Here is a 21,054-nt window from a genome sequence, read left to right as displayed (position 1 = left end):
TTTCTCCTTCCTTTTATGAAATTGAGTCCATAATATTAAATACTGGCATAATAGCAGCTATTACAAAGATTCCTATAAAAAATGATAATAGTATTATAGTAAATGGTTCTATAAAACTCACCATTATTTTTAAACTTCTATTCACATCTTCTTCAAGCATTATTTTTAACTTTTTAAAGATCAAATCCAATTTTCCTGTTTCTTCTCCAGTTTTTATCATTGATATAAATAATTCATTCCCTATTTTTTCTTTTTCAAAAGCGGAATTTATACTTTCCCCTGATTTTATTTTTTCTATTGAATTGTTTATTTTTTCGTTTACTATTCTGTTTCTTATAGTTTTTGAAGTTATCTCAAGTGATTTTAAAATGTTTATTCCAGATATACTCAATATGCTCATAGAAAAGGCTATTTTTAGCATTAATATGTTATTGTAAATTTTGCTCAAATATGGTATGTGTATCTTTATACTATCTAGAATGTGCTTCACTTTAATATTTTTAAAGCCTCTATAAACTGCAAATAGAATTGAAATTTGTACTAATACTATCTCTATATAATAATTTTTGAAAAAGCTAAATATATTTATCATTATTTGAGTTGAAAATGGGATTTTACCATTATTCATTGTTAGAACATCTAAAAATTGTGGAAGTACTGATGTTACAAGAAATATTATAACAAAAACAGCTGTTACAAATGTTATAACCGGGTATATCATTGCAGATTTTACATTAGAATGCATTTTATAAATTTGTTCATAATATTTTGATAATTCTTTTAATATTTCCTCAAGTTTTCCGCTTTCTTCCCCTACTCTTATCATCTCTATCATATAATTTGGAAATACTTCTTTAAATCTGCTCATACTATCATATAAACTGTTCCCCTCTAATACCCCTCTTTTTATGTCATTTAAGATTGATTTGAAAAAAATATTTTTTGTCTGCATTTCCAAATTATTAAAACAATTGGATATGCTTATGCCCGAACTTATCATAATACTGAGTTTGCTGCAAAAAAGCATTATGCTGTGCGTACCTGGTTTTATAAAAAACAATCTATGTAGAAATTTTTTATTATTAGAAGTTTTATATATGTAGTAACCTTCTTTTTCTAATTTATTTTTTAATTCGTCTAAATTATCATATTTACACCTTCCTCTTATATGTTTTCCATATAAATTACATGCAGAGTATTTAACTATCATAAAATACCCAACCTCCATAACAAATGTTATAAATTTAAATTAATTATTTCATTGTAAGTTGTGATGCCATTTTTTATAAGATTCGCACAATTTTCTTGAATTGAAATGCTACTTTTAATTTTGCTTTTCATAGAAGTTATTTCATACACTGCAGTTCTTCCTATATAACCAGTATAATTGCATTTAAAACATCCTTTGCTCCTGTATAAGGTTTCATTTAGGCTTATTCCTGATAATTCCATATCTAAATTATTGTAGCTTTCTTTACAATATGGACATATTCTTCTAACCAATCGTTGAGATATTATGCCTATTAAAGCATCATCTATAAAATATTTTGGTACTCCCATATTCTCCAATCTAAGCACCGCTTCCTGTGCATTATTTGTATGGAGAGTGCTTATTACAAGGTGTCCTGTTATTGCTGCCCTCACAGCTATATTTGCTGTTTCCTCATCCCTTATTTCACCAATCATAATAATATCGGGGTCCTGTCTTAATATGCTCCTCAACCCGCAGGCAAAATTCAAGCCTATCTTATCATTAGTATTAATCTGATTTATTCCATCCATAGTATATTCTACAGGGTCTTCTATGCTCATTATATTTTTTTCTGTTTTATTCAAGTTGTTCAATAATGAATAAAGCGTGGTAGATTTGCCGCTTCCGGTCGGACCAACAGCTAAAATAATTCCACTCATTGATCTTAAAAGTTTTTTTATTTTATCTTCGTCCTCCTGCAAAAATCCCAAATTAGTAAGTTTTACTATGTTTCTATCTTTATATAATATTCTCATTACAATCTTTTCACCATATATGGTTGGAAGTATGGATACTCTTACATTATACTTTTTTCCATTTCTAGTATACTTAAATTTCCCGTCCTGCGGCATCCTTTTTTCAGCTATATTCAAATCAGACATTATTTTTATTCTAGTGCATATGTGTGAATATACATTTTGAGGTATTTTTGAGCGTTTATATATAATACCATCTATCCTAAATCTCACATTTATGCCATTTTCAAAAGGTTCAATATGAATATCACTTGCCCTTTCTTCTATCGCTCTATCAATTATATAATTTGTTGCCTTAACAACCGGTGAATTTTTAAACTCTATACTGTCTTTTTTTAATAATTTATCGGGAGAAAAATCAATATTATTTATTGCGTGATCAAATTTTTCACGGTAATAAAATTTATCTATAAGTTTTAAAACATTTTCTTTATTTAATCTTAAAAACACAATATCACTTTTGAGTATAAATTTTATTTTTTCTTCAATATAAAAATCTGGTTTCTTATCTGTAACTAAATAAATTTTATTTTCTACTTTTTTTAAAGCTATTATGCAATTTTCTCTAGCCATTTCTTCAGGTATCGCTTTAACCAAATTTTTATCTACAATAATATTTTCTAAATCTACAGTTTTTAAAGCATCATAGTGCAAAATATTCATCTTCTTCCCATTAATCTGTTATTTTAGATTATTGCCATAAAATATCTATATAAACATAATATTATAAATTTTAAATAAAAATATGCATGTTTTAAATTAGCATGCATATTCTAAAACTATTTACATATATTTTATTACAGCAATTTTGTACTTAATTAAATTTCATACTCACCTTTAAATGAAACTACTGCTGGTCCCGTCATAAATACCCCTGTATCCTTTATTTCGATGAATAACTGTCCTCCAGGCACTTTAACTGAAACTTTTTTTCCAGTAAAGCCTAATTTATTTGCAGCAACAGCGGAAGCACAGCATCCGGTACCACAAGCTAGTGTTGCACCTGCTCCCCTCTCCCATGTCTTTATATTAATACCCTCATTATTTATTACTTCGCAAAAATTCACATTAGTTCCTTCCGGGAAAATTTTATATTTTTCAATATTTCTTCCTTCCACGGTATCATAATTTTTCAATTTTCCAAATACTACAGTATGTGGAACTCCCATAAGCATAGTAGTAATACTATATTCTCTGTCGCCTGCATTTATTTTTTCATCTACTATTTCTTTGTTATATTCAGCTGGTATATCATGAGGTAAAAAAGAAGGTTTGCCCATATCTATAGTTACACTTTCCACAACTCCATTTTTTAAATTTAAGAATGCTTCTTTTACTCCATCCCCGGTTTCTATTTTAACAGGATTGTCACTTAATATTCCTTCGTCAAAAACATATTTTGCAAAACATCGTATCCCATTTCCGCACATAGCTGCATAAGAGCCATCTGAATTGATTATAACCATCTGTATAGAGGCAATATTGCTTTTTCTTATTAATAATATTCCATCTCCACCAATTCCAAAATGTCTATCACAAAGTTTTTTTGAAAGCTCGCTTTCTCTTCCAATAAATTTATTTTCTCTATCGTCAATTATAATAAAATCATTTCCAGTACCTTGAATTTTAGTAAATTTCATGTCATATCACCTTCCTCAAATGTAGTTTGTTTTTAGTTTACTACTGAAATATCCTTTTATCAACGAATTTCTGCTAACTTTATTTTAAAAATTTAAAATGTTATAATTTATAAATATACCATTTATGAAAGGATGAAATATATGGCTTTAGACGGCATTTTTATACACAGTATACTAAATGAATTAAAAAATACTATACTTGGTGGAAAAGTAGAAAAAATAAACCAACCAGAAAAAGATGAAATAGTTCTTACCATAAAATTTAACAGAAAAACTTATAAACTCCTAATGAGTATAAGCTCAATTTATCCTAAAATACATCTTACAAAAATAAGCAAGGTAAATCCTAAAAAGGCACCTATGTTCTGTATGGTTTTAAGGAAATATATAAATTCCGGAAAATTGATAAATATAAGACAACTTGATACAGATAGAGTAATATTTTTAGATTTTGAAAGTTCTGATGAAATGGGCTTTAACAGTGTATATACCTTAATTATAGAGATTATGGGAAGACACAGCAACATAACCCTTATACGCAAACGGGATAATTTAATCATGGACAGTATTAAACATTTAACTCCTGAAATAAATTCAGTTAGATCTATTTATCCAGGAATAAATTATATATTTCCACCGATTTCCCATAAATTGAATCCCTTTCAATTTGTAAAAGATGACCTTGAAAAATTCATAAAAGATAATTGCACATTATTTGATTTTAATTTTTTTTCAAATACTTTTACAGGCTTCAGTACAGTATTTTCAAAAGAGCTTTATTTTGAATTTAAAGAAAAATATCCAGATGAAGATGATAATCTTATTGACACTATATTTAATTTTATAACAAATATACTTAATGATATTAAAGCTTGCAATTTTCACTTTAGTTCCTATTTAAAAAATGAAAGAATAAAAGATTTTTACTGTATGAAACTTTTACATATTTATGATTCAGAATACAAAACCTATACTTCTCCATCTGAACTCCTTGAAGAATACTACTTTAAAAAGGATAAAGCAGATAGATTAAATAATAAGAGTTCCGATCTTCAAAGATTGATAAATTTAAACCTCGACAGATGCAACAAAAAGATAAAAATATTTACAAAAGAACTGCAAAATGCCAGTAAAAAAGATAAATTTAGAATACTTGGAGAATTATTGACTTCAAATATATACAGCATTAAAAAAGGTGATAAAACTGCTCACATACAAAATTTTTACAGCAGTACAATGGACTATATAGATATAAAATTAGATGAGAATAAAACTCCTTCTGAAAATATACAACATTATTTTAAAAAATATAATAAACTTAAAAAAACAGAAGAAGCTGCTCTAGTACAACTGAAGCTTTCAGAGGACGAACTGGAATATTTAAATTCTGTACTTGCCAATATAAAAAATGCAGATAGTTATGAAGACATAGAAGACATAAAAAGAGAACTCATGGAAAGTGGATATATACGATTTAAAAAATCCTTTAAAAACAAAAATTCAAAACCTTCAAATCCTATGAAATTTATATCAAGTGACGGTATAGAAATATATGTAGGTAAAAATAATATCCAAAATGATCATCTTACTTTAAAGTTTGCAGAGAAGAAGGATATATGGCTTCATACAAAAAAAATTCCTGGTTCACATGTAATAGTTAAAAATTTTGGTGAAGTTCCAGACAGGACTTTAGAGGAAGCAGCAGCTCTTTCCGCTTATTACAGCAAAGCACGTGATTCTTCAAAGGTTGCAGTTGATTATACTCAAGTTAAAAATGTGCATAAACCAAATGGTGCAAGACCTGGGATGGTAATTTACTATACTAATAAAACTATTTATGTAGATTCTAAAAAGCCAAATATAAAACAATTGCAATAAAATGTTGAATTTAGTTCTAATTTGTTCTATAATAAATTAGAATTTTATAGTCCTTTAAATGATCCAGTGAGGTCAACAAGGTATTTTTTAGTATGGCTTTATTATGCTCTTCTCACTGAGAAGAGCATTTTATATTAAAACTTTTCCACAATAAATTATAAGCTTGAGAAAGGCGGTGATAATTTTGAAGTTAAAAGCACTTATTTTAGATGATAAAGCTATGAAAAGAACTTTAACAAGAATATCTCACGAAATAATTGAAAAAAATAATGGAATAGATAATTTAATACTTATAGGAATAAAAAGAAGAGGTTATCCTATAGCTAAAAGAATAGCCAAAAATATAGAAAATATAGAAGGTACAAAATTAACTGTAGAAAGTGTAGACATAAGCTTTTACAGGGATGATCTAGACAATAGCACCTGGAATCAACCTTTAATAAAAAATGCAAACCTAATAGATGTAAAAAACAAAAAAGTTATATTGGTTGATGATGTAATTCATACAGGAAGAACAGTAAGAGCTGCTATAGATGCCATTATACATTTGGGAAGGCCAAAAATTATACAATTAGCAGTATTAATAGACAGAGGCCACCGTGAGCTTCCAATAAGACCAGATTATATAGGCAAAAATATTCCTACTTCCAAAAGTGAAATTGTATCTGTGGAAGTTTCAGAAGTAGACAAAACTGATTCTGTTAAAATTTATGAAATATAGAACTTTTAATATAGTCCGGTGAGACTAAAAAAGGAGAGTGTATTAATGAAAAATATTGTAGATGTAGAAGAAAAACTGCCTATAGGAATTACCATACCACTTAGCTTTCAGCATTTATTTGCTATGGTTGGTTCTACCATACTTGTCCCAATACTGACTGGCATGAGTCCATCAATAGCACTGTTCTGCAGTGGAATTGGAACACTTTTATACATATTGTGTACTAAAGCAAAACTTCCAGCTTATCTTGGATCTTCTTTTGCTTTCATAAGTCCAATACTTATTGCCTCAAAAAGCTATGGTCCCGCATCAATGTTGTCAGGTGTAATAGCTGCAGGATGTGTATATCTAATAGTATCTCTTATAATAAACTTCTGCGGTGTTGACTGGCTAAACAAGGCACTGCCTAATGTTGTAGTAGGTTCCATAGTCATAGTAATCGGTCTCGGTCTTGCAGGAACTGCAATAAACTGGTCTGGATTCAATCCTAGCTATTCAACAGACCAAATGCAAAGTGTAGCAAGATGGGCATGGATGGCCGTAGCTATAATAACTCTGGTAGTTGGTGTATTTGGAACTATGTTCTTCAAAGGATTTTTAGGAATAATACCTATACTAATCGCAATTATAGTAGGATATATATCTGCCATAGTACTTGGAGTAGTACCAAAACATACTATAGATGTCATACTATCTACCAAATTATTTAAAATTCCACCTTTTATGTTCCCAAAATTCAACGTCAACGCTATTATACTTATGGCTCCTATTTCATTTGTAACACTGGCAGAACACATAGGACATATTTATGTAACAAACAATGTAGTAGGAAGAGATTTTACAAAAGAACCCGGACTTAACAGATCTATACTTGGAGATGGTGTTGCAACTATATTTGCAGGTTTTGCAGGAGGACCTCCAACTACAACTTATGGAGAAAATATAGGCGTTATGGCAATAACCAAAGTATATAGTGTATGGGTAATAGGCGGTGCTGCAATAATAGCTATATTGTTATCTTTCATAGGACCTGTAGCTGCCTTAATTGAAAATATGCCAATGCCTGTAATTGGAGGAGTAAGCATATTGCTGTTTGGAATAATTGCTTCTTCAGGATTTAGAATATTTGTAGAGGACAAAATAGACTTCAGTAAAAATAGGAATTTAATACTTGCTTCTGTTATAATAGTAATAGGAATTGGCGGAGCTTCCATAAAATTTATGGTAGGAGGAGCACCTGTTGAAATATCAGGAGTTGCACTGGCAACTATTGTTGGAATCGTGTTAAATCTTATACTCCCAGAAAACAGTGCCAATGAATTGAAAAACTCAGAGGAGGAAGAAGCTATATGAAAATATACTCCTGGAATGTAAATGGACTCAGGGCAATTGCAAAAAAGAATTTTTTTCAATGGGTAAATGAAGAAAGCCCTGATATACTATGTATACAAGAAACCAAACTCCAGGAAAATAATTTAGACATCAATTTAAAAAATATAGATGGATATAATTCATATTTTAGCTTTGCAGAAAAAAAAGGTTACAGCGGAGTTGCAATTTACACAAAAATTAAACCTATATCTGTTGAACATGGTATTGGAATCAATATATTTGACAATGAAGGAAGAATTCTTATACTTGAATTCGATAAATTTACACTGCTTAATATATACTTTCCAAATGGTCAAATGAGCGATGATAGATTAAATTATAAAATGGAATTTTTAGATGCAATCCTGACTTATTGCAATAAGCTGGTATGCTCTGGTAAAAAGATTTTAATTTGTGGTGATTATAATATAGCACACAATGAAATTGATATAAAAAATCCTAAGTCAAACTCAAAAAAATCTGGATTTTTGCCTATTGAAAGACACTGGATTGATAATTTCATATCAAATGGTTATACAGATACCTTTAGATTCAAAAATCCCGATAAAGTTGAATATTCATGGTGGAGTTATCGATTTAAAGCCAGAGAAAGAAATGCAGGCTGGAGAATAGACTATCACTTCGTTTCAAATAATATGATGGATAATGTTGAAGATGCCACAATATTGACAGATGTTACAGGATCTGATCATTGTCCTATCATGGTAGATTTAAAATTTTAAATTCAAATAAAGATGATGCTGCAAAACCATTGCTTAGTTTTGTAGCATCATCTTTTAATTGTTTTCTTTTTTTAAAATATTTATTATCCTCTTAAAATATTCTGGTATTTCAGTTTCAAATTCAATATATTTTCCTGTTGATGGATGGATAAAGCCAAGCTTTCTGGCATGAAGAAGCTGTCCTTCTAATTTAAATCTCTGCTTTTTATATCCATATACAGGATCTCCTACAAGAGGATGCCCTATATAAGCCATATGTACCCTTATTTGATGAGTTCTCCCGGTTTCAAGTACACATTTAACCAAAGTATTATTTTTAAATCTTTCAATAACACTGTAATGAGTTACAGCTCTTTTACCATTTAAAACTACTGCCATTTTAATCTTGTCTTTCGGATGCCTTGCAATCGGTTTGTCAATAGTACCTTTCTCTTCCTTTAAGACACCCTCAACCAAAGCAATATACTCTCTTGTCATTGAATGATCCTTTAGCTGTTCTGCCAATTTATTATGGGAATTGTCATTTTTAGCCACCACGAGTATTCCCGAGGTATCCTTATCTATTCTATGTACTATACCAGGTCGTGTAACTCCATTTATGCCAGATAAATCACTGCAATAACTGAGAAGTGCATTTACAAGAGTGCCTGTTTTTATCCCTGCCGCAGGATGGACTACCATACCCTGAGGCTTATTTACAACTATTACATCCCTATCTTCGTATAATACATCAAGAGGTATTTCCTCAGGTTCTATATTAAGGCTTACCGGTTCTTTTAAAATCACAGAAACTTCATCATTAAATTTAAGCTTGTAATTGCTTTTTTTAATCTTGCCATTTACAGTAACTAATTTTTCTTCTATTAGCTTCTGTATATGTGACCTTGATTTATCTTTAAAATATTGTTTCAAAAATACGTCCAGCCTTGTATCTTCATTTTCCTCAAATAATAATTTTCTAGTTTCCATTTTTATCTTCCCTCAACAAACAAAATACAAGAATTATAGTTCCAAGTACCACCATAATATCTGCCACATTAAATACTGGAAAATAATAAACTTCTTTATAATGAAGAGATATAAAATCAACTACATATCTGTAATATATTCTATCTATTAAGTTTCCAAGTGCCCCGCTTATTATAAGTGAAAGAGCCACATTTACAAATATATTCCTTGGTTTATATCTTACAATATAATATACTATGCCTATCATAATAATTACAGTAATTATGGTCAAAAATACCGTCTTATTCTGAAAAATACCAAAAGCTGCCCCTTTATTTTCAATATACAAAAATGAAAAAAAGTTTTTTATTATGGTAATTTCAGATACGCCTGATAGTACATTAATTGCCCATATTTTAGTAAGCCTATCTATTATCAGTCCAAATATTATTATTAGTATTAGCATTCACTGCCTCCCATATAATAAGGAATTTTAATTTTTAAGCATATAATCAAGTATTTCTGTAGAACTCTTTATGGCAATGGTTTCAAATTTTTTATAATCCATATGTGCTCCATTATTTGCATTATCTGATATGGATCTCAGCACAACAAATGGAACACTATTTAAATAACATACCTGGGCAATACTTCCGCCTTCCATCTCACAAGCCAGTGCATTAAACTCCTTTAAAAGCCATTTAGTTTTATCTTCACTTGATATAAATTGATCTCCTGTAACTATTCTTCCAACAAAACTATTTTTATTGCCTTCTATTGAATTGCAGGCATCTTTAGCTTTAAGTACAAGTTCTTTGTCACACTTGAATTCATATGTATTAAGTCTCGGTATCTGACCTATCTTATCTCCAAAAGCTGTAGTGTCCATATCATGCTGTACTAAATTATCTGCAATTACAATATCACCTGGATATATATTTTCGCCAAGTCCACCTGCTATTCCAACATTTATCACTTTATCGACTTTAAAATCATCCACAAGTATCTGTGTACATACTGCTGCATTTACCTTACCTATTCCACATCTAACTAGAACAACTTTTTTATCATATATTGTCCCCGAATTAAATTTCATATTTGCTTTCTCATAAGATCTCTCAATATTCATTTTAGATAATAATATCTCAATTTCTTCGTCCATAGCTCCAATTATTCCAGTTGTCATAAAATCACTTTTCCTTTCAATCCGCAATTAACAATTGCTATAAATTATTTATCAATAGATTCTTTAAGTGCTCTTAAAATTTCGTCTTCACTTACTTCAACTTTTATCTTGTAATCTCCAAAAGATCCATAAATCAGTACAAATCTTATTTTATCATCATTTTTTTTGTCATGTCTGATAGTTGCTATAAATGATGAATAATCATTTATCTTACATGTTGTATGCAATCCTAATTTTTTTATTAAGTCTTCTACAGAATTGTATATATCAGTAGATATATTAAATTTATGTTCAGAAATCTTTAAAGCTGTAAGTGTTCCAAGTGCCACTGCCTCTCCATGAGAAATATCAAAATTTGAAGATATTTCAACTGCATGGCCTACCGTATGCCCGAAATTCAATATATTTCTAAGCCCTGTATCCTTAAAGTCCTGTTCAACTACATTCTTTTTTATATTTAAACATTTTTCTATTACATATATAAGTTTATCTTTATCTTTCATAAGTATATCTTTATAATTATTTCTTATATAATCATAAAATTCTTGCGAATCTATAACTCCGTACTTGATAAGCTCTCCCAATCCATCTTTAAATTGTTTATCATTCAATGTATCCAAAAAATGCGGACATACATATACAAATTGTGGATTAAAAAAATTTCCTATCAAATTTTTTACTCCATTATAATTATATCCAACTTTTCCGCCAATACAGCTGTCAATCTGAGACAGCATTGTAGTAGGTATATTTATAAATTTAATTCCGCGCATATAAGTTGATGCTGTAAATCCAACTATATCTCCAACAAGTCCTCCACCTAGTCCAATTAATATACTTTCTCTATTTGCTCCATTTTCAAGTAAAAAGTCATATATTTTTTTCACTGTGTCTATACTTTTATTTTCTTCACCATTTTCAAAACAAAAAGTACTGCAATTAACTTTACTTTCAATACTTTTTATTGTATCCTTATATAATTTATATACAATATCTTCTGTAATTAAAAATATTTTTCCATTGTTCTCATAAGTTTTTATCACATCAAAAAATTCATTCAGGTTATTGCTTATATATACTTTATAATTTTTAATTGTAGATTTTACCGTCATTTCTTTCATATTTACACCACCCGTATTATTAAAAAAATCCACTCCTGAGAGTGGCATTTTTATCCCTTTATAAAAAAATTCTTAATCTCCTCTAATTCTTCGTCTTTAGTTGGAACTTCATCTTTAACTTCAATATTTGATATGTCATTTTTATTATCATTTTCATCCTTATCAGGTACAACTTCAATTTCTTTTTCTTTTACAGGTATCTCATTTGTACCTAAGTTTTGGCTTTCTTCATAACCAATATTATAATTTTTTACAAAATTTTTTTCCATATCATCAAACATCTCAAGTTGAGACTCCATAAAATTTCTATACTTGCTTCTGAATTTAACAAACTCCTGTTTTACCCTTTCAAATTCATCATTAATCTGAATGACATCATTGTGAGCTTTATCTATTACTTTCTTAGAAGTTTCATTTGCATTCTTTACTATAAGTTCACTTTCTTTCTTAGCATTTTCTTTTGCTTGATCAGAAGCATTCTGAGCCAGAAGAAGTGTATTCTGTATAGTATTTTCCATCTTGTTATAATGATCCAACTTTTCCTGTGCAGACTTTAATTTTTCTTTCAAATTAGAGTTCTCTTTATTAACAGCCTCAAAATCCTGTGCTATTTTATCTAAAAATTCATCTACATCATCTACATTATATCCTCTAAGTCCTCTTTTAAATTCTTTATTGGTTATATCTGCAACTGTTATTAACACAATACCACCTCAAATTAACTAAATTTTTTTATAAGTAATTTATTTCTTCCTTTTCCAGTATGTCCTATCTCTTCTACAAACTTAAATTTACCATATCCTCTTATAATTATAGTTGAATTATCCTTCAAAATTTTATCTTTTTTAGTACATTCAAAATAATCCAGCTGAACTTTTCCACTCTTTATAATCATTTCAGCTTTGCTTCTGGATAAATTACAAATTGAACCAACTATGGAATCAAGCCTCATAGATGGAACATTTATAACTAATTCTTCAAATTTATATTCCGGAACAACAACTGTATTAAAATCCAAAATATCTACACTGCAGTTCAGATTCTTTACGCTATTAAAGTTCATCTTTACATAATCACTTATATCATTAGAACAGCAAAAATAGCAGCCTTCATCACCATTTAATATTAAATCTCCAAATTTTTCTCTTTTAAGTCCAAGTGACATAAGAGCACCTAGATAATCTCTATGGGAAAGTTTGGAGAATTTGGACTTTATATTTATCTTTATCAAGTCTATAGGATAATCTTCTATACAATCATTCATAGAAAATAATATCATTCTTCTCTCTGCATCTTTAAATATACCAAAGCTTTGTACATTTAAATCAATTTCATATTTCATATTCTGTACTGTTTGCCATATATTAGGTGTATAAAATTCATTTGTATAAGTATTTTTATTTGTTTTTTTAGCTAGAATTAGCTTGTCGTATATATTTGATGAAATATTTTGCGGAACAAAGTCCAATTTTTTCAAAAAAGTTTTTTTATCCATAATATCTCCACCCTAAATTATACTGAATACAATTTTTCTGATTATATCCAATATAAGAAGGGCAATTATTGGTGAAAAGTCTATCATAAGTCCAGGCATAATCTTTTCCTGGAGTATCCTTCCCGGTCTCATAAAAGGTTCAGTAAACACGTGTACAAGCTCTGCAATTCTACCATTTCTACCACCTGGTATCCATGATAATATTACATCCACCAATATTGCTGCTTCTAAAAATCTAAAAAGCAATCCTATTGCAGTACCTAAAATAACGCTTATCATTTCTTCCTCCAATTGTGTTTATTTCCAGCTAAATAGCCCTTTTCCTGAAAGTTCACTTTTCAAGTCATTACTTACTTCAACATTTGCAGGTGAAAGTATATATATACCCTTTTCTATTTCTTCTAGACTTCCACCAAGTGAATAACTCGAGCCTCCCATGAAATCCAACAATCTTTGTGCTATTCTATTTTCAAGGCCTGTAGTATTTATAAGTACAATTTTCCTATTCTTTAATTCATCACATATGTCTGCTGCTTCTTCATAAGTAGTTGGTTTTACTATTCTAACCTTAGCTGAAATAGTTGTATGTATACTTACAACTTTGTTTTGCCTTCTTGAGTTTATTATAGGCTCAACTTCTGAAGAACCATTTATGGTTTTTTTGTCTTCTAGTTCTTCCTTCTCTTCAATTTCTTCGTCATCGAAATCATCCTCGAGTCCTAAAAATCCCATCATCTTATTTAATATTTTACCAGCCATAATTTAATACCTCCTATGTTTTTACATATTATTTTTTCTTTACATCGTAATTTCTCTCTCCAAATATTCCCTGACCTATTCTAACTAAATTTGAGCCTTCTTCAATAGCTATCTTATAATCATGAGTCATGCCCATGGATAATATATCCATAGTTATATTTTTAAACTTCTTTTTGCTCAAATCATCAAAAATACCTTTCAATTTTTTAAAATAATTTCTGCAGCTCTCTTCATTGCCTTTTGGAATTACAGACATAATTCCTTTAACTTTTACATTTTTACAATTTTCACAGACATCTATTAAATCCTGCAAATCTTCTAAATATATACCTGTTTTACTATCTTCTTTTCCTATATTTATCTGAATCAATGTATTAGCTATCAAATTTTCAGCTTTATATCGTTTTTCTATTTCTTCGAGAAGTCTTATACTATCTAAAGAATGAATCAAATAAACTTTTCCTACTATATATTTTACCTTATTTCTTTGAAGATGTCCTATAAGATGCCATCTTATATCCTTTGGAAGTTTATATTCCTTATCTATAAGCTCCTGAACTTTATTTTCACCAAAATCCCTAATTCCAAAATCATAAGCTTCTTTTATATATTCAGATGGTTTGGTTTTAGATACAGCTAATAAAATTACATTGTCTTTTAAATTTTTTTCTATTTTTTCTAAGTTTTCTTGAATCGACAATATTCTCGTCTCCTTTACCATATTTAGCTGTCATAAAATAACTCAATATATACATTATAATCTATTCTTCATTAATTTAAAAAATCCTTCAAAATTTAAATATTTTTTTTAATAATTTTAAACTTTTTAATCTTTTTTCATAAATTCTATATTATAAGTTCCATTATATGCAGGTATTATTACTTTATTCAGTTCACTTAATTTTACATATATTCCTCTTGTTATCATGATTTTTAAATAATTTTCATTAGACATCATGTAATTATGAAGTACACTTTTATTGCCTATTGCATATATTAAAAATGGTGCCGCTATTTTAATACCATTTATCCTTAAAAATGGGCCACTGCAATAAATTTCAGACCTGTCTATTATTCTATTTCCATTTATGGATATAGCTTCTGCACCAGCATTTTTCAAATCATTTATTACTTCTATTATATCAGTATTATGAACGATCCTCATTTGCTCCTCAAATAAGCTCATTTTATCATTAGTAGATCCATCATTTATTTCTATCTCTACTCCCTGTCCTTCAACAGCATCTTCACCTAATATCATTTTATCTTGTTCCAATTCTTCATTAATATTATTCTTCATCTTCAGTTTATCATTGTCATCTTTTTCATACTTTTGAATTTTTCCTGAAATTTCATCATATTCTCTTATATATCCAAGTATATCGCTTCTAAGTTTGTTCCTAGAGTTGTATGCATCCTGATACTGCTGTGAACTTAAAAATACGCTTTTGCTGCTGCCTTCCTTTTTAGGAATAACAATATTAGTGGATATAAGTATTCCAATAATTAAAGATGAAATAAATACAAATATATTACCCTCATTACCTCTCATTTAACTCACCTCAGTGTTTATGAGACTTAGCTTTTTCAAGTAATATTCTTCTTATTGTTGCGAAATTGTCAAATATTCTTCCTCCGAAAACTATAACTGCCGCAAGATATATTGGAACACCCAATTTATCTCCTAAATATGCAAGTGCTGCAGCCAATACCGAATTTCCAAAAAATCCTGATATGAATACATCAGGTCTAAAACCTTTGGATAAATTCGCCTTTATAGCTCCAAATACTGAATCCAGACATGCTAGAATAGCCACAGACATATAAGGAGAAAATTTATCTGGAATACTTACATTCCAAACTATACCTATTATTATCCCTACTATAAGACCTAAAAAACCAACCATATTATTACACTCACTCCCAAAATTAATCTTTAACTGGTTTAGCATATTCAAATTCGTAAGATTTATTATATTTATTTATTGATATATTATCTTGCTTTTCAAATTTAATATCTGCTAGATCTTTAAAATCTGAAAAAACCTCTGGAAAACTCATGGCACTATATAACAATTTTTCATCTCCTATAGCTTGAATTGTTATTCTATTTGACGGCGATATTTTTTCATCATTTATCAGTATATAATTTCCAGCTGTTCTTATCCCAGTTCTTGAGACAATCCTTATATCATTTATAGATATAGCTTCAGCTCCAGCAAACCTTAGCTCATTTACCAAATAAACCAAATGTTTATCTGTTATTTTATCTGCTGCATTATCGCCTAAATTATTTCCAAATATTTTATTGCTCGGATTAATATATATAACTATACCGGGTCCTTTTACATCCGTTTCCCCTGTTAATATTCTTGTCTTATCCAATTCATCTAAAAGATTTTTAGTAGAAGCACTTTTACTTGCAGCTGAATCTTCATAATTTTTTACTTTTTTTTGGAGTTCGTCTATTTTTCCTTCAAGTGAAGCCTTCTCTTTTTTATACTGATCTATCTCAACTGTTATATCACTGCTATTGTTTCCTTTCAAATTTAATGTATTATCCTGATTCATAAGTGTCTTAAACTGATTTACCAACATGAAACCCAATATAACACATACTACTCCAACACTTATCTGTGAATTAAATTTGCCCATAAGATCCATCCTCCTACTTATTATCAACAGAAAATGCTGGATTTCCGTCAAATCTTACATCTATGTATCCCCTGGAGTCATTCAATTTTTCCTGCTGTATTATGTTCAAAGCTTTATTCAATTTTTCTTGCATGTCATCAGCACTCCCAAGTTTTATACACATATTTGACCTAAAGGCCTTTATATCTAAAGAATTAGAAACATCTATAGATTTAATATCAAATGAAGTTTTACTGTCTTTAATTAAATCTCCAATGTTATGGATAGCATCAATTTTTCTATTATCATTTGTTTTTATTACATTTCCTACTTTAGTGCTTGACGGATTTATTCCATCTAATTCTACTAATTTCATATTGTCTACGCTGTCTCTTTTTTGCAGTACTATACCATCTTCGTTTATTACATAGAAATCTTTATTTATATTTATATAAAATACCGCATCTCTCTCTACTACATTTATATTTATTTGAGATGGCAATTTTCTTGTTATAGTTACTTTATCTATATATGGATCACTCAATATATTTTTTTTGGAAGAATTTAAATTTATATAAAATATATTATTTCCTTTATATATATTCGAAAGTTCTATAATTTTATTATCCTGTATATTTTTGTTTCCATAAACTTTAATATTTTTAATATTAAAATAAGGTAATTTTATTAACAGTATAAATAATACTGAAATAAGGAATATAAATAATAAAAATATCTTTCTTATTCTCTTTCTTCTCCTTCTATTTAAAATAAGTTCATTTTCAGTTTTAACCAAAGCATTGCCCATATCCACACCAACTTATAATAATCTATTTACACAATATATATTAACACGTAATAAAATTAATTTCATTAAAATTATGATTAATTTTTTATAAATTAATTCAAAAAAATACAGCACTGTGTAAAAATCACAATGCCATATTATTAAGCTTACTTTGCCGCGATATATTTAAAAGTACGCCCATCGCAAGCATATTAAAAAGCAGGGAAGATCCGCCATAACTTATAAAAGGAAGTGGTACACCTGTTACCGGCATGGAACCTGTAACAACTGCAATATTAATTATTGCCTGTACTGCTATTACTGATGTTATTCCTGTAGCCAGAATGGTTCCATAAGTATCGCTAGCTTTTATAGCAGTAACAATTCCTCTCCATATAAAAATTATAAAGAGCGTAATTATTATAATACATCCTATAAGTCCCAGTTCCTCTCCTATTATGGAAAATATAAAATCATTATGAGGTTCAGGTATGTAGTAGCACTTTTGTCTTGATTTTCCAAGACCTACACCCCATATCCCTCCAGAACCAAGAGCTAAAAGAGATTGAATAAGCTGGTACCCTTTTCCCTTAGGATCAGCCCATGGGTTTAAGAAGCTTGTGAATCTAGCCATTCTATAAGGTTCTAGAATTATTCCTGCAACCCCTCCAAGTACTACAAATAATACAACTCCAACCATATGAGTAATTTTAGCTCCTGATGCGTAAAGTATAATAAGTGTTACTATCATTATTACTGCTGCTATACTAAGATTTTTTTCTGCAAGTACAAGTCCTGCGTAAAAACCTGACACTAAAAGATATGGTAGAACTCCATATAAAAAGCTTCCTATTTTCCTGCCGCCTTTGACTTCTATACTTTTTGCCATATAAAGTACAATTATGTACTTGGTTATTTCAGATGGCTGAAATCCTACCGACCCAAATCTTATCCACCTTTGTGCACCTTTAGTTGCCTCAAAAGCAAACACTATCAACAACAATATTACCGAAAATATCATAAGTATCTTAGTATATTTTTTTATCTTATGATAATCAAATTTTATAGCTGCAAACATAAAAATTGTTCCAAGAATCGCCCACAGCCCCTGCCTTTTCAAATAATACGTACTGTCCTGTATGTTTTTATCAAAAAATGCCATATAGGAACTAGCACTATATACCATGACCACTCCAATAGCTATGAGCAGCATTATAGTTGAGAAGAGTATAAAGTCTATAGATCCCATATTTTTATTTAATTTATACATAGTATAATCCTCCTACTTAATTACTATATAATGCTGACATAAAAAGGCATATAATTTCAAGTGTATTTATTAATCTAAAGGGATAAAAACCCTATTAAACATAGTATAACAGTAATTATACAAAATACAGAAACAACTTTTGTTTCATGCCAGCCCGAAAGCTCAAAATGATGATGTATAGGACTCATCTTAAATATTCTTTTTCCTGTAAGTTTAAAGCTTATAACTTGAAGTATTACAGATAATACTTCAATAACATATATTCCACCAACTATTATAACCAATAATTCCAATTTTAGTATCATAGCTACAGCAGCAATTGCACCTCCAAGTGCTAAAGAACCTGTATCCCCCATAAAAATTTGTGCCGGGAAAGCATTATATCTTAAAAATCCAAGGAGTGAACCTGCAACAACTGCACAAAAAATTGCTAGAGTTATATGTCCCATAGCCAGGCTTACCAATGAAAAGAATGTCATTACAAGTAATGTAACAGAGGTTGCAAGTCCATCCAATCCATCTGTTAAATTCACCGCATTAGTAGTTGCCGCAAAGAATACAACTATAAATGGTATATAGAATTTGCCTATATCAAAACTTTTTTTAACAAATGGGAATATTATGGAAGTGCCTATATACGGATTATTAGCTGAATAATATGCAAATCCAACTGATGCAACAAGCAAAAGTATCATTTTCTGGTATGCCCTAAGTCCTAAATTTTGTTTTCTTTTTATTTTAAGTGCATCATCTATACCTCCTATTATTCCAAAGGCCAGAAGTGAATAAAGAGCAACCATTGATTCGTCTGTTGGTTTTTTAACTATTATGTACATTGTAATAAAGGAAGATAATATAAATATTATTCCACCCATGGTTGGAGTACCTGCCTTTTTTTGATGGCTTTTAGGCCCTTCCGCCCTTTCGCTTTGCCCAAATTTAAGTTTATGTAATATTGGAATTAAAACTGGTCCTTCTAAAATTGCTATAAAAAATGCTACTAACACTGAATAAATTAATCTATACATATATAATGATGCCCATAAAAGAGCATTTCCGCCTCCTATTTGTCGATATTTTCATTTAACTTTAGAACTATACTTTCAAATTTCATAGACCTTGAAGCTTTAACAAGTACTACATCCTGTTTTTTTATATATTCATGAGTTAAAAATTCCACTACTTTATTATAATCCTGAAATTCCATCACTTTTCCATTTTCATTCTGTACACTTTCAAAGCCTGATCTATAATCTTTACTGTATTCACCTATTGCAATTAGCAAATTAATTTCATTTTTTGCAGCATATCTTCCAACCTCCCTATGGAGTTTAACTGAACTTTCTCCAAGCTCGCCCATAGTTCCAAGCACTGCAATTTTTCTATTTCCGCTGTAACCTGAAAGCACATCTATTGCTGCTTTCATAGAATCTAAATTTGCATTATAGCAGTCATTTATTATGGTAAATTTGGTTCCCTTTGTAACTTCTAGTCTCATATTGGTAGTTTTCAAATTTCTAAGTCCTTCTCTTATATCACTATAGCTCATATTAAGTAGTCTACCGCAAATAACAGCAAATAGAGCATTTAGGACACTATGTTTTCCAGGAACCTCTACAGATATGCTTTCACCTGTATTCGAATTATTTTCCTTTATCAAAAAATCAATGGAATTTTCCATAAGTTTTATATCTGAAGCTGTTATATCTCCTTCATTATCTAATGATACTTTTTTTATTTTAAAATTATTACTTTTTACCTCTGATAATAAATCATTATCGTTATTTATTACAAGTATATTTTTATTAGAAAAGAAATCTGTTATTTCAAGTTTTGCCTTAAGTATGTTTTCTCTCGTTTTAAGCCTTCCAATATGTGCTGTACCAATATTAGTTATGATTGCAATATCAGGCCTTGCAGCTTTAGCCATGTTATGTATTTCTCCTAAATTATTCATACCCATTTCAAGTACTGCTATGTCAAAACTGTTATCCAGCTTAAATATCATCTTTGGAAGTCCTATTTCATTGTTAAAGTTAGCTTCTGTCTTAAATACCTTGAATTTTGAGCTGAGAGCTGCTGCCACTAAATCCTTAGTTGAAGTCTTTCCTACAGAACCTGTTACTCCTATTATCCTGATGTCAAGTGTATTTCTATAAGCCTCTGCCAGGTCAAGAAGTGCTTGTCTGGTGTTTTCAACTTTAATTATAGTGGTATAATTTTGTATATCACTGTCTTTATATTTTATTTCATCTACAATACATATAGAAGCACCTTTTTCACTTGCAAGTTTGGCATATTCATTTCCATTAAAGTTATCTCCTTTAAGTGCAATGAATATGTCTTTTTCTTCTATTTTTCTAGTATCAGTGCTGACTTTGCCAAAGCCGCCATATTTGCCTTTTAATATTACTTTACCATTTATTGCCTTAACTATATCTTCAAAGCTCATATATTCCAAGCTAAACATTCTCCCTTCTTTTTCAACTTACAA

23 protein-coding genes are annotated in these 21,054 nt (G+C 29.4%); 4 read left to right on the top strand and 19 right to left on the bottom strand.

The window, feature by feature from the left end; genetic code table 11:
- Nucleotides 1-13: 13 nt before the first annotated feature.
- From J2Z42_RS00595 to dapF, 3 genes are all read right to left on the bottom strand, one after another.
- Complete coding sequence (locus J2Z42_RS00595; RefSeq protein WP_209700422.1) at nucleotides 14-1,210, bottom strand: type II secretion system F family protein; 1,197 nt, start codon at nucleotides 1,208-1,210, stop codon at nucleotides 14-16.
- A 26-nt stretch (nucleotides 1,211-1,236) separates the two neighbouring features.
- Nucleotides 1,237-2,670, bottom strand: a complete 1,434-nt coding sequence (locus J2Z42_RS00590; RefSeq protein WP_209700421.1) for a GspE/PulE family protein — start codon at nucleotides 2,668-2,670, stop codon at nucleotides 1,237-1,239.
- A 155-nt stretch (nucleotides 2,671-2,825) separates the two neighbouring features.
- Nucleotides 2,826-3,647 carry a diaminopimelate epimerase gene (gene dapF, locus J2Z42_RS00585; RefSeq protein ID WP_209700420.1) on the bottom strand — a complete coding sequence of 274 codons (822 nt, stop codon included), beginning with the start codon at nucleotides 3,645-3,647 and terminating at the stop codon, nucleotides 2,826-2,828.
- A gap of 141 nt (nucleotides 3,648-3,788) precedes the next feature.
- Here dapF and J2Z42_RS00580 point away from each other — a divergent pair, with 141 nt between their 5' ends.
- The 4 genes from J2Z42_RS00580 to J2Z42_RS00565 all read left to right on the top strand — a co-directional run bounded on the left by J2Z42_RS00580 (nucleotide 3,789) and on the right by J2Z42_RS00565 (nucleotide 8,360).
- Entirely contained in the window at nucleotides 3,789-5,525 is a 1,737-nt protein-coding gene (locus tag J2Z42_RS00580) for an Rqc2 family fibronectin-binding protein (RefSeq protein WP_209700419.1), read from the top strand.
- A 184-nt stretch (nucleotides 5,526-5,709) separates the two neighbouring features.
- Nucleotides 5,710-6,246, top strand: a complete 537-nt coding sequence (gene pyrR / locus J2Z42_RS00575; protein WP_209700418.1) for a bifunctional pyr operon transcriptional regulator/uracil phosphoribosyltransferase PyrR — start codon at nucleotides 5,710-5,712, stop codon at nucleotides 6,244-6,246.
- Between the two features lie 45 nt (nucleotides 6,247-6,291).
- A complete protein-coding gene (uraA, locus tag J2Z42_RS00570) occupies nucleotides 6,292-7,599 on the top strand; it encodes a uracil permease (protein ID WP_209700417.1) in 1,308 nt (435 codons plus the stop codon).
- The gene (locus tag J2Z42_RS00565) at nucleotides 7,596-8,360 is read left to right on the top strand and encodes an exodeoxyribonuclease III (protein ID WP_209700416.1); all 765 of its coding nucleotides are present in this window, start codon (nucleotides 7,596-7,598) and stop codon (nucleotides 8,358-8,360) included. Before uraA ends, J2Z42_RS00565 begins: the two co-directional genes overlap by 4 nt.
- Before the next feature lie 54 nt (nucleotides 8,361-8,414).
- Here the strand turns inward: J2Z42_RS00565 and J2Z42_RS00560 are convergent, their stop codons facing one another.
- The 16 genes from J2Z42_RS00560 to J2Z42_RS00485 all read right to left on the bottom strand — a co-directional run bounded on the left by J2Z42_RS00560 (nucleotide 8,415) and on the right by J2Z42_RS00485 (nucleotide 21,021).
- Entirely contained in the window at nucleotides 8,415-9,329 is a 915-nt protein-coding gene (locus J2Z42_RS00560; protein ID WP_209700415.1) for an RluA family pseudouridine synthase, read from the bottom strand.
- Nucleotides 9,319-9,774 carry a signal peptidase II gene (lspA, locus tag J2Z42_RS00555; protein ID WP_209700414.1) on the bottom strand — a complete coding sequence of 152 codons (456 nt, stop codon included), beginning with the start codon at nucleotides 9,772-9,774 and terminating at the stop codon, nucleotides 9,319-9,321. The genes J2Z42_RS00560 and lspA overlap by 11 nt, the downstream gene beginning before the upstream one ends.
- Before the next feature lie 27 nt (nucleotides 9,775-9,801).
- Nucleotides 9,802-10,494 (bottom strand): 5'-methylthioadenosine/adenosylhomocysteine nucleosidase, encoded by a 693-nt coding sequence (locus J2Z42_RS00550; RefSeq protein ID WP_209700413.1) that lies wholly within the window; start codon nucleotides 10,492-10,494, stop codon nucleotides 9,802-9,804.
- Nucleotides 10,495-10,538: 44 nt separating this feature from the next.
- Nucleotides 10,539-11,615: a 3-dehydroquinate synthase gene (aroB, locus tag J2Z42_RS00545; RefSeq protein WP_209700412.1), complete on the bottom strand. Its 1,077-nt coding sequence runs from the start codon at nucleotides 11,613-11,615 to the stop codon at nucleotides 10,539-10,541.
- Nucleotides 11,616-11,665: 50 nt separating this feature from the next.
- Nucleotides 11,666-12,319: a DivIVA domain-containing protein gene (locus J2Z42_RS00540; RefSeq protein WP_209700411.1), complete on the bottom strand. Its 654-nt coding sequence runs from the start codon at nucleotides 12,317-12,319 to the stop codon at nucleotides 11,666-11,668.
- Between the two features lie 14 nt (nucleotides 12,320-12,333).
- The gene (locus J2Z42_RS00535) at nucleotides 12,334-13,110 is read right to left on the bottom strand and encodes a YlmH family RNA-binding protein (RefSeq protein WP_209700410.1); all 777 of its coding nucleotides are present in this window, start codon (nucleotides 13,108-13,110) and stop codon (nucleotides 12,334-12,336) included.
- A 12-nt stretch (nucleotides 13,111-13,122) separates the two neighbouring features.
- A complete protein-coding gene (locus tag J2Z42_RS00530) occupies nucleotides 13,123-13,389 on the bottom strand; it encodes a YggT family protein (protein ID WP_209700409.1) in 267 nt (88 codons plus the stop codon).
- Between the two features lie 18 nt (nucleotides 13,390-13,407).
- Complete coding sequence (locus J2Z42_RS00525; protein WP_209700408.1) at nucleotides 13,408-13,869, bottom strand: cell division protein SepF; 462 nt, start codon at nucleotides 13,867-13,869, stop codon at nucleotides 13,408-13,410.
- Between the two features lie 28 nt (nucleotides 13,870-13,897).
- Nucleotides 13,898-14,569: a YggS family pyridoxal phosphate-dependent enzyme gene (locus tag J2Z42_RS00520; RefSeq protein WP_209700407.1), complete on the bottom strand. Its 672-nt coding sequence runs from the start codon at nucleotides 14,567-14,569 to the stop codon at nucleotides 13,898-13,900.
- Nucleotides 14,570-14,695: 126 nt separating this feature from the next.
- A complete protein-coding gene (locus J2Z42_RS00515; protein ID WP_209700406.1) occupies nucleotides 14,696-15,421 on the bottom strand; it encodes a DUF881 domain-containing protein in 726 nt (241 codons plus the stop codon).
- A gap of 10 nt (nucleotides 15,422-15,431) precedes the next feature.
- Nucleotides 15,432-15,776 carry a small basic family protein gene (locus tag J2Z42_RS00510; RefSeq protein ID WP_209700405.1) on the bottom strand — a complete coding sequence of 115 codons (345 nt, stop codon included), beginning with the start codon at nucleotides 15,774-15,776 and terminating at the stop codon, nucleotides 15,432-15,434.
- Between the two features lie 22 nt (nucleotides 15,777-15,798).
- Complete coding sequence (locus tag J2Z42_RS00505; RefSeq protein WP_209700404.1) at nucleotides 15,799-16,524, bottom strand: DUF881 domain-containing protein; 726 nt, start codon at nucleotides 16,522-16,524, stop codon at nucleotides 15,799-15,801.
- Between the two features lie 13 nt (nucleotides 16,525-16,537).
- Entirely contained in the window at nucleotides 16,538-17,311 is a 774-nt protein-coding gene (locus tag J2Z42_RS00500; RefSeq protein ID WP_209700403.1) for a cell division protein FtsQ/DivIB, read from the bottom strand.
- A gap of 124 nt (nucleotides 17,312-17,435) precedes the next feature.
- Nucleotides 17,436-18,560: a stage V sporulation protein E gene (gene spoVE, locus J2Z42_RS00495; protein ID WP_209700402.1), complete on the bottom strand. Its 1,125-nt coding sequence runs from the start codon at nucleotides 18,558-18,560 to the stop codon at nucleotides 17,436-17,438.
- Nucleotides 18,561-18,634: 74 nt separating this feature from the next.
- The gene (gene mraY, locus J2Z42_RS00490) at nucleotides 18,635-19,588 is read right to left on the bottom strand and encodes a phospho-N-acetylmuramoyl-pentapeptide-transferase (protein WP_209700401.1); all 954 of its coding nucleotides are present in this window, start codon (nucleotides 19,586-19,588) and stop codon (nucleotides 18,635-18,637) included.
- Between the two features lie 35 nt (nucleotides 19,589-19,623).
- Complete coding sequence (locus tag J2Z42_RS00485; RefSeq protein WP_209700400.1) at nucleotides 19,624-21,021, bottom strand: UDP-N-acetylmuramoyl-tripeptide--D-alanyl-D-alanine ligase; 1,398 nt, start codon at nucleotides 21,019-21,021, stop codon at nucleotides 19,624-19,626.
- Nucleotides 21,022-21,054: the final 33 nt, after the last annotated feature.

It is taken from the genome of Clostridium algifaecis, assembly GCF_017874415.1.
Taxonomy (GTDB): domain Bacteria; phylum Bacillota; class Clostridia; order Clostridiales; family Clostridiaceae; genus Clostridium_B; species Clostridium_B algifaecis.
The sequence above is the reverse complement of the archived record's forward strand: the minus strand, read 5'-3'. Positions and strand labels throughout refer to the sequence as shown.

What these genes read in the sequence shown, in the direction of transcription:
- dapF (WP_209700420.1), bottom strand. Translation starts at nt 3,647, where the DNA reads ATGAAATTTACTAAAATTCAAGGTACTGGAAATGATTTTATTATAATT.
- aroB (WP_209700412.1), bottom strand. Translation starts at nt 11,615, where the DNA reads ATGAAAGAAATGACGGTAAAATCTACAATTAAAAATTATAAAGTATAT.
- uraA (WP_209700417.1), top strand. Translation starts at nt 6,292, where the DNA reads ATGAAAAATATTGTAGATGTAGAAGAAAAACTGCCTATAGGAATTACC.
- J2Z42_RS00510 (WP_209700405.1), bottom strand. Translation starts at nt 15,776, where the DNA reads ATGGTTGGTTTTTTAGGTCTTATAGTAGGGATAATAATAGGTATAGTT.
- J2Z42_RS00580 (WP_209700419.1), top strand. Translation starts at nt 3,789, where the DNA reads ATGGCTTTAGACGGCATTTTTATACACAGTATACTAAATGAATTAAAA.
- J2Z42_RS00525 (WP_209700408.1), bottom strand. Translation starts at nt 13,869, where the DNA reads ATGGCTGGTAAAATATTAAATAAGATGATGGGATTTTTAGGACTCGAG.
- J2Z42_RS00505 (WP_209700404.1), bottom strand. Translation starts at nt 16,524, where the DNA reads ATGGGCAAATTTAATTCACAGATAAGTGTTGGAGTAGTATGTGTTATA.
- J2Z42_RS00500 (WP_209700403.1), bottom strand. Translation starts at nt 17,311, where the DNA reads ATGGGCAATGCTTTGGTTAAAACTGAAAATGAACTTATTTTAAATAGA.
- J2Z42_RS00515 (WP_209700406.1), bottom strand. Translation starts at nt 15,421, where the DNA reads ATGAGAGGTAATGAGGGTAATATATTTGTATTTATTTCATCTTTAATT.
- lspA (WP_209700414.1), bottom strand. Translation starts at nt 9,774, where the DNA reads ATGCTAATACTAATAATAATATTTGGACTGATAATAGATAGGCTTACT.
- J2Z42_RS00530 (WP_209700409.1), bottom strand. Translation starts at nt 13,389, where the DNA reads ATGATAAGCGTTATTTTAGGTACTGCAATAGGATTGCTTTTTAGATTT.
- J2Z42_RS00565 (WP_209700416.1), top strand. Translation starts at nt 7,596, where the DNA reads ATGAAAATATACTCCTGGAATGTAAATGGACTCAGGGCAATTGCAAAA.
- mraY (WP_209700401.1), bottom strand. Translation starts at nt 19,588, where the DNA reads ATGTATAGATTAATTTATTCAGTGTTAGTAGCATTTTTTATAGCAATT.
- spoVE (WP_209700402.1), bottom strand. Translation starts at nt 18,560, where the DNA reads ATGTATAAATTAAATAAAAATATGGGATCTATAGACTTTATACTCTTC.
- J2Z42_RS00535 (WP_209700410.1), bottom strand. Translation starts at nt 13,110, where the DNA reads ATGGATAAAAAAACTTTTTTGAAAAAATTGGACTTTGTTCCGCAAAAT.
- J2Z42_RS00550 (WP_209700413.1), bottom strand. Translation starts at nt 10,494, where the DNA reads ATGACAACTGGAATAATTGGAGCTATGGACGAAGAAATTGAGATATTA.
- J2Z42_RS00590 (WP_209700421.1), bottom strand. Translation starts at nt 2,670, where the DNA reads ATGAATATTTTGCACTATGATGCTTTAAAAACTGTAGATTTAGAAAAT.
- J2Z42_RS00560 (WP_209700415.1), bottom strand. Translation starts at nt 9,329, where the DNA reads ATGGAAACTAGAAAATTATTATTTGAGGAAAATGAAGATACAAGGCTG.
- J2Z42_RS00595 (WP_209700422.1), bottom strand. Translation starts at nt 1,210, where the DNA reads ATGATAGTTAAATACTCTGCATGTAATTTATATGGAAAACATATAAGA.